This is a genomic window from [Clostridium] symbiosum ATCC 14940, from assembly GCF_000466485.1.
Lineage (GTDB): Bacteria > Bacillota > Clostridia > Lachnospirales > Lachnospiraceae > Otoolea > Otoolea symbiosa.
On record NZ_KE992870.1, the window covers coordinates 1 to 7,899 of the forward strand.

Genomic DNA, 7,899 nt, shown 5'->3' on the forward strand with positions numbered 1-7,899 from the left:
TTCGCCCGCAGTCCCAAACCACGATAATCTTCCCTCGGGACGAAAGACTCATAAAACCACCCCAGCACCCCGTCCGCTGGCCGTACCGGCTGCGTCCTCACCTGCTTAACTAATTCTCCTAATGTTTTAGTAACAACGCCCCGTCTGATCAGTTATGGGCCTTATATTGCCAATTCTAAAATTAGGGTAAAAAGATTGTATTATTCAATTCATGATGATAGAATGAAATAAAGTGTAACTGTTCGTAAACGGGGGGAGGACAGGGACTTTAAAAACAGGTAGGAAGAAAAGGAGGCGTATTTATGGACAAAGCATTATACGACTTGATGGACTGGGCCGGAATCGAGGAACTGGTATATTCAGAAGCTTCCAATCCGCACAACATGCTGGGTGCCCATATGACAGAGGCGGGAATGCTGGTACAGGCGTTCATTCCGACTGCCAGGGATATCACAGTTAAAATAACATCGACAGGAAAGACGTACCAGATGGAGCTGGCCGACGATGCCGGTTTCTTTGCGGCGCTGATACCGAGAAAGACTATGGCTGATTATACGCTGCTGGTATTTTATGATAATGGTACCCTGGGTGAAATCCATGATCCATACTCTTTTGCGCCCCAGTTCACCGACGCCGACTTAAAGAAGTTTGAAGCTGGAATTCATTATGGAATCTATAACAAGATGGGCGCTCATCCGATGACGGTTAAGGGAACGGCAGGCGTGTATTTTGCAGTATGGGCGCCTTGTGCGATGCGTGTCAGCGTTGTGGGTGATTTCAATCTCTGGGATGGCCGCAGGCATCAGATGAGAAAGCTCGGCGAGTCCGGGATTTTTGAGATATTTATACCCGGTGTTAAAAAAGGCGCGGTTTATAAATATGAAGTTAAGTTTAAAAACGGAGATCCTGCGCTCAAAGCCGATCCCTATGCCAATTATGCCGAACTCAGGCCGAATACGGCATCGGTTGTCTGGGATTTGAACGAGTACCAGTGGAACGACGGGGAATGGATGGACAAGCGTGCGAAGACCGATACAAAGACCGCCCCCATGTCTGTCTATGAAGTACACCTCGGCTCCTGGATGAGAAAAGAGACAAAGACTGACGATACGGGACATGTTATTACCGGTTCGGAATTTTATAACTACCGTGAGATAGCGAAAAAGCTGGCCGAATACGTGACAGATATGGGGTATACCCATGTGGAGCTGATGCCTGTGATGGAGCATCCTCTGGATGCCTCGTGGGGCTATCAGGTCACGGGGTATTATGCACCCACCAGCCGTTTCGGAACCCCGGATGATTTCATGTATTTCATGGATTATATGCACAGCCAGGGAATCGGAGTGATTCTGGACTGGGTACCGGCCCATTTCCCGAGAGACGCCTGGGGTATGGCCCAGTTTGACGGCACCTGCGTCTATGAGCACAGGGATCCGAGAAAAGGCTCACACCCCCATTGGGGAACGCTGATATATAACTATGGAAGACCGGGAGTTTCCAACTTCCTGATTGCGAATGCGCTGTTCTGGGCAGACCGTTATCATGCGGACGGAATCCGGTTCGATGCGGTGGCGTCCATGCTGTATCTGGATTACGGTAAAAACCCGGGAGAATGGGTTGCTAATATCTACGGAGGCCACGAAAACCTGGAGGCTGTTGAGTTCTTAAAACATCTGAACTCAATCTTTAAAGGAAGAAAAGACGGCGCTATCCTGATAGCCGAGGAATCCACGGCATGGCCGAAGATTACCGGAAGCGTGAAGGAGGATGGCCTGGGATTTGATTATAAATGGAACATGGGCTGGATGAATGGAATGAGAATGTTCAGCTGGAATGGGAGCTGCTTGATTATCCGATTCACGGCAGGATGAAGGAATACGTAAAAGAACTGAATCATCTGTACCGGTCATACCCTGCTCTCTATAAGAAAGATTACCAGCCTGATGGTTTCGAGTGGGTTAACTGTATGGATTCTGCTAATAATATTGTATCCTTTATCAGAAAAACGGATAAGAAAGAGGAGACGCTTCTTTTTATCTGTAACTTTGCCCCGGTTCTTCATGAAAAATATATTATGGGAGTGCCGTTTGAAGGCAAGTATAAGGAGATCTTTAACAGCGATGCCGTTAAATTCGGCGGAAGCGGAAAGGGAAACCCACGCATGAAGACCTCCAGGGAGGAAGACAGCGACGGCAGGAAGCATGCCATAACGGTTCAGGTTCCTCCGATGAGTATCTGCATTTTCAGTTGTACGCCTGAAAAGGCTGTGAAGCCGGTTCAGAAGAAGGCGGCTGCCAAGAACACGGGAAAGCGTTCTGCAAAAAATACGGATAAGAGCCATAATAAAAAGCCGTCCCGCAATGCAGGCGCCGCGCCCGCCGGGAAACCGGGGAAGCAGGATGAAACCGGACAAGCCGCGCAGATCCGGGCAGAAGGAAAAACCGCGGAACCGGAAAGAAAACCGGCGGATGTGATACCGCTGAAAAAGAGAACAAAGAAATAAGGCGGTAGATACCGGATGACAGGACATTATATATTATTGGCCGCGGCGTCCACGGCGGCGGATGCAGTGGAGGCGGCAGAGAGAGATTTAACGGAGCTGAGTCAGATTAAGCCCGGGATGATAAAGCAGATGCTTGAGGGGCTGGGACCCAGCCTTATGTCTCTGGGATGGAAACTGTTCATAGCACTTATCTTATTTCTGGCGGGAAGAAAATTAATCCGCTTTGTACAGAGAATGATGAGCGCTTCCTTCGAACGGACCGGAGTGGAAATCGGAGTTTCCAAATTTTTGCGCTCCCTGACGGAATTCAGCCTGTATGCGCTTCTTGTGTTTATTATTCTGGGCCAGCTTGGAGTTAATACGACATCCATCCTGGCGGTTCTGGGTACGGCCAGCCTGGCGCTGAGCCTTTCCCTGCAGCAGAGTCTTTCCAATTTTGCAGGCGGCGTGCTGATTCTGATGATGAAGCCCTTCAAAGTAGGCGACTATATTGTCTGTATTCATGGGGAAGGCACGGTTTCGATGATTGGACTCGTCTATACTACTCTGGCGACCGTTGACAATAAGGCGATTACAATTCCTAACGGTACGCTGGCTAACTCGACCGTCACCAATGTAACGGCCATGGAAAGAAGGCGGCTCGATTTAACGGTTGGGATCGGGTACCGTTCGGATTTAAAGAAAGCAAAAACAATCCTTGAAAAACTTTACAGAGAGCATCCTGCGGTTCTGAAAGATCCGGATATAACGGTGTTTGTAGACAGCCTGGGAGAGAGCTCGGTAATGATCGGTGCAAGAGGCTGGGTAGCGGCGGATGATTACTGGGCTGCTAAATGGGACATTACAGAGAAAATAAAACTGGCGTTTGACGAGGCCGGAATCGACATTCCATTTAACCAGATGGATATACACATTGTCCGCGATGACGGTTAGGGTACCGGCGCAATCGCGGTCGTGCAGAAAAGGAGAGTTCCGATGATAAGGGAAGCAGCTGAATTTGCGGAAAAAGCGCATCGGGGGGCGGTCAGAAAAGGTTCTGATATACCTTATATCACCCATCCGCTGGAGACGGCCGTTATAACATCGATGATGTCGGATGACGACGAACTGATTGCGGCGGCTCTGCTCCATGATACGATGGAGGATGCCGGAGTGAGCTATGAGGAGCTGAAAAAACATTTCGGCAGCCACGTTGCGGATCTGGTGGCGGAGGAGAGCGAGGACAAATCCAAAACATGGATGGAGAGAAAAAGCCGGACGATTGAACATCTCCGTTCTGCAGGGCGTGAGATTAAGATACTCACGTTGGCGGACAAACTCAGCAATATCCGCAGCACTGCAAGAGACTATCTGCTGGAGGGTGAGAATATTTGGGAGCGCTTCAATGTGAAGGAAAAAGATAAGCATGCCTGGTATTATAACTCCATGGTCGATTTGCTGAAGGAGCTGGGAGATTATCCGGAATATCAGGAGTATGTGAGACTTTGCAGGACGGTATTCGGCGGCGCGCCTGGCGGACCGTCGTCCGGCATACCGCAGAGCAGGCTTTGGCACAGGGATTAAATTTATATGGACAGAATCGGAAATAACTCTTATTTTCCGGTTCTGTCTTTTACGTGAGGCGAAATAGAGGATGAAGGACGCGTTAGGAACGGACCATGTCCGCATCCGCAGACTTTATCTTCCCATCCGCCCCAAGGTCTGGTTTTCGCCAGGACCAAAGACTCATTTCCCCCTCACCCCGTCCGCTGGCCGTACCGGCGGCGTCCTTACCATCTTAACTAAATCTCCATAGAATTTTCAATCACGCTCTGGCGCACGCTACTTGACAGCATAGAATAAAATAAGATATACTTCACCCCATAGATACTCATTGGAAGGACATATGCGGAGACAGAATGAAAAAGAGGTAGGAGAGAATGATTCTTAAGGATATCTGGCTGGATGTGAAAGCCGTAAAGGAGAGAGATCCGGCGGCCAGGAATGCGCTGGAGGTGCTGCTCTTATATCAGGGAGTTCATGCGCTGATTTGGCACAGGGTTGCCCACTGGTTTTATAAGCACCATATGTTTTTTATCGCCAGGCTGATTTCGCAGCTGGCAAGATTTTTTACTTTGATAGAGATACATCCCGGCGCCCAGCTGGGGCATGGGATATTGATTGACCATGGATGCGGGGTTGTGATTGGTGAGACTACGGTGGTCGGTGACAACTGTACGATATACCAGGGCGTGACGCTCGGAGGCGTGGGAACCCAGAAGGGAAAGAGACATCCGACGCTTGGCAATAATGTGACGGTCGGCGCGGGAGCAAAGATTCTCGGTTCCTTTGAAGTCGGCGACAACTGTTCGATTGCGGCGAATGCCGTCCTGCTGCGCCAGCTCGATGAGAATATCACCGCTGTGGGAATTCCGGCCCGGCCGGTAAAGAAAGACGGCGTGCCGATTGAGAAAAAAAAGAAAACAATCATAAGTGAGCATAACAGAAAGATGATGGAGCAGCTGGAGGAGCTTCAGAAAGAAGTTGAGGTCCTCCGCAAAGCGCTGGAAGAGGCGACAGGAACAACCGTACCTCCGGTGATTGCAGGCGGGGCCGCTGGGACGTCCGAAGCAGCTGAGAGTGCATCATAAGAGAGAAACAGAACGATATAAGGATTAGGGGAAGCAGCCGGCTTATGCAGAATACAGACAAAGATCAGCATGATACAATAAAATGCAGTGAAGAGACCAGGAATGAAACGATGAGGGAAAAAGAGCCTGACCGCTGCCGTGAGATAGAGAAAAGCATTATCAAACGGTTCCGCAAAGAAATATGGCGTCCTTTTGTAAAGGCACTGAATGAATATGATATGATAAAAGAGGGCGATAATATTGCCGTCTGTATATCGGGCGGCAAGGACTCCATGCTCCTTGCCAAATGTATGCAGGAGATATTAAGACATGGGAAGATGGAATTTGGGCTGCATTTTCTCGTGATGGATCCCGGATATAATCCGGCCAACCGCAGGATGATTGAAGAGAATGCCAAAACCATGAATATTCCGGTCACTATATTCGACTCGGATATATTCGATGTAGTAGTGGATGTGGATCAGTCCCCCTGTTATCTGTGTGCCAGAATGAGGCGGGGGTTTCTTTATGCAAACGCAAAGAAGCTGGGCTGCAATAAGATCGCTCTGGGGCATCATTTTGACGATGTGATAGAGACGATACTCATGAGTATGCTTTACGGCGCGCAGGTGAATACGATGATGCCGAAGCTGCACAGCACTAATTTTGAAGGTATGGAGCTTATCAGGCCCCTTTATCTGGTGAAGGAAGCCGATATACTGGCATGGAAGGACTACAACGGCCTCCGGTTCCTCCAGTGCGCCTGCCGGTTTACGGAGGCGGCTGAGGCCGTCGCGGGGAGAGATGAAAACCACCTGTCCAAGAGACAGGAAATGAAGGAGTTAATCAACAGCTTCCGGCGGATTAATCCGCATATTGAGACGAATATTTTCAAGAGTGTCGAGAATATTAACCTGGATGCCTGTATCGGATACGTCAAAGACGGGGAGAGACATCATTTCCTCGAAGAATATTAGAATAAGGGCCGGATTTGTAGTCAGGCAGAAAAGCATCGGTATGAAAACCGGTGCTTTTTAATTTAACAGGAAAGTTCACCTGTTAAATTAAAACCGCTCCGCGGAGGATCGCACTGCGGCGGCAGGGGAAGATTGGCCGCGCCGGTTTTCATATTTGGAATATTGTCACGTCTGTCCGCATAAACTTTCATAAAGTTGTAGATATGGAAAGGGCAGGTGCGATCATTAATGATGGAGCTGATGAAAAAAAATATACATATGAACAGACAGAAAGGGAATGCGGTATCCCAGATTACGCTGGATGATGATTTTATTGTCCCGGACACGATGGACGATGTATCCCAGGTTATTCTGGATAACGGCGAGATCCAGATCGAATCTTCAAGAACCCAGGGGGATAAAGTCCTGATTAAGGGGAAACTGGCTTTCCGTGTGCTGTACAGAAAAGCTGAGGGCGGGCTGCAGGCTCTGGGAGGTGAAGTGCCGTTTGATGAGACGGTCAACGTCCCGGATCTGGATGAACATGATTATACCCAGGTATCATGGACGCTTGAGGATTTGAATACCAGCATGATCAATTCCAGAAAGCTTAGCATCAAGGCGGTTGTGACACTGGAAGTGCGGGTAGAAAATCTGTATGACGCGGAGGCGGCCGTGGATATCGAAACAGATGATGAAGAGGTGGAGGTATTAAAGAGAAGTATCGATGTGGCGGCTATTGCGGTACGCAGAAAAGATACGCATCGGATTAAGGAAGATATCCAGGTGTCGGGAAATAAACCGAATATCGAAAGCATTCTTTGGAATGAGATGAGGCTGAGAGGTGTTACCTGCCGCCCCATGGACGGAAATATCCATCTGGAAGGGGAACTGATGGTATTTATCATCTATGCAGGGGAAGGGGAGCATACGCCGGTTCAGTGGCTTGAGGAGAGTCTTCCATTTTCGGGGGATGTGGAGCTTTCGGAAGCGGAGGAGGAGATGATCCCGGCGATCGGCGTGCGGATTTTGCACCGGGGCATCGAGATGAAACCGGACTATGACGGAGAAATGCGGGAATTTGAACTGGACGCTGTCCTGGAACTGGATATGAAGCTCTATAAGGAAGAGAACGTAGAGCTTTTAAGCGATCTCTATTCCACCAACCGGGAACTTGTGCTGGATACGGGGGAGGCTTGTTTCGACCGCCTTCTGACCAGAAATATCTGCAAATGCAAAGTGGCGGAACAGTTAAAAATCAGCAAGCCGGACCGAATTCTCCAGATTTGCCACAGCAGCGGCAGCGTGAAGCTGGATGAAGCGGAGGCAAGGGAGGACGGACTGCATATAGAAGGCGTCCTGGAGGTGAATCTTTTATATCTGACGGACGATGATACGGAACCGGTAGGAGCTACAACCGAAATGGTACCGTTCCACTGTGTGGCTGAGGCCGACGGTATCAATGCGGACAGTATCTGGCAGATGAACCTGGGGCTGGAGCAGCTTACGGCAGTCATGCTGGGAGGCGATTCAGTCGAGGTAAAAGCCGTGATCGCGGCGGATTTGCTGGTGCTGCAGCCTATACGTGAGCAGGTGGTAACCGGGGTCAAGGTCGAGCCGCTGGATATGCAGAAGCTGCAGCAGATGCCGGGGATTGTGGGTTATATTGTGCAGCCCGGGGATTCATTGTGGAAAATAGCAAAGAAATTCCACACCACTGTGGATAATATTAAAGAGACGAACGGACTGACGGAAGACGAGATTCGGCCTGGGGATAAACTTGTGCTGATAAAAGAGATTTAGTTAAGCAGGTGAGGACGCAGCCGGT

General features: G+C 49.4%; 5 protein-coding genes and 1 pseudogene. All 6 read left to right on the forward strand.

Going from position 1 to position 7,899, the window contains the following annotated elements:
- The first annotated feature begins 302 nt into the window (after positions 1 to 302).
- The 6 genes and pseudogenes from glgB (at position 303) to CLOSYM_RS07680 (ending at position 7,874) form a co-directional block, all read left to right on the forward strand.
- Positions 303 to 2,506 (forward strand): annotated as a pseudogene (gene glgB, locus CLOSYM_RS07655) (1,4-alpha-glucan branching enzyme).
- A 15-nt stretch (positions 2,507 to 2,521) separates the two neighbouring features.
- Positions 2,522 to 3,439 (forward strand): mechanosensitive ion channel family protein, encoded by a 918-nt coding sequence (locus tag CLOSYM_RS07660; RefSeq protein ID WP_003505944.1) that lies wholly within the window; start codon positions 2,522 to 2,524, stop codon positions 3,437 to 3,439.
- A gap of 42 nt (positions 3,440 to 3,481) precedes the next feature.
- Positions 3,482 to 4,069 carry an HD domain-containing protein gene (locus tag CLOSYM_RS07665; RefSeq protein ID WP_003498036.1) on the forward strand — a complete coding sequence of 196 codons (588 nt, stop codon included), beginning with the start codon at positions 3,482 to 3,484 and terminating at the stop codon, positions 4,067 to 4,069.
- A 356-nt stretch (positions 4,070 to 4,425) separates the two neighbouring features.
- The gene (gene cysE, locus CLOSYM_RS07670; RefSeq protein ID WP_003498034.1) at positions 4,426 to 5,136 is read left to right on the forward strand and encodes a serine O-acetyltransferase; all 711 of its coding nucleotides are present in this window, start codon (positions 4,426 to 4,428) and stop codon (positions 5,134 to 5,136) included.
- Positions 5,137 to 5,246: 110 nt separating this feature from the next.
- Entirely contained in the window at positions 5,247 to 6,092 is an 846-nt protein-coding gene (locus CLOSYM_RS07675; RefSeq protein ID WP_171032261.1) for a tRNA 2-thiocytidine biosynthesis TtcA family protein, read from the forward strand.
- A gap of 231 nt (positions 6,093 to 6,323) precedes the next feature.
- Positions 6,324 to 7,874, forward strand: coding sequence for a DUF3794 and LysM peptidoglycan-binding domain-containing protein (locus tag CLOSYM_RS07680; protein ID WP_242828654.1), 1,551 nt, complete (start codon positions 6,324 to 6,326; stop codon positions 7,872 to 7,874).
- Positions 7,875 to 7,899: the final 25 nt, after the last annotated feature.

Bases quoted from the DNA above. Each gene is read 5' to 3' on its own strand.
- CLOSYM_RS07660 (WP_003505944.1), top strand. From the start codon at position 2,522: ATGACAGGACATTATATATTATTGGCCGCGGCGTCCACGGCGGCGGAT.
- cysE (WP_003498034.1), top strand. From the start codon at position 4,426: ATGATTCTTAAGGATATCTGGCTGGATGTGAAAGCCGTAAAGGAGAGA.
- CLOSYM_RS07680 (WP_242828654.1), top strand. From the start codon at position 6,324: ATGGAGCTGATGAAAAAAAATATACATATGAACAGACAGAAAGGGAAT.
- CLOSYM_RS07665 (WP_003498036.1), top strand. From the start codon at position 3,482: ATGATAAGGGAAGCAGCTGAATTTGCGGAAAAAGCGCATCGGGGGGCG.
- CLOSYM_RS07675 (WP_171032261.1), top strand. From the start codon at position 5,247: ATGAGGGAAAAAGAGCCTGACCGCTGCCGTGAGATAGAGAAAAGCATT.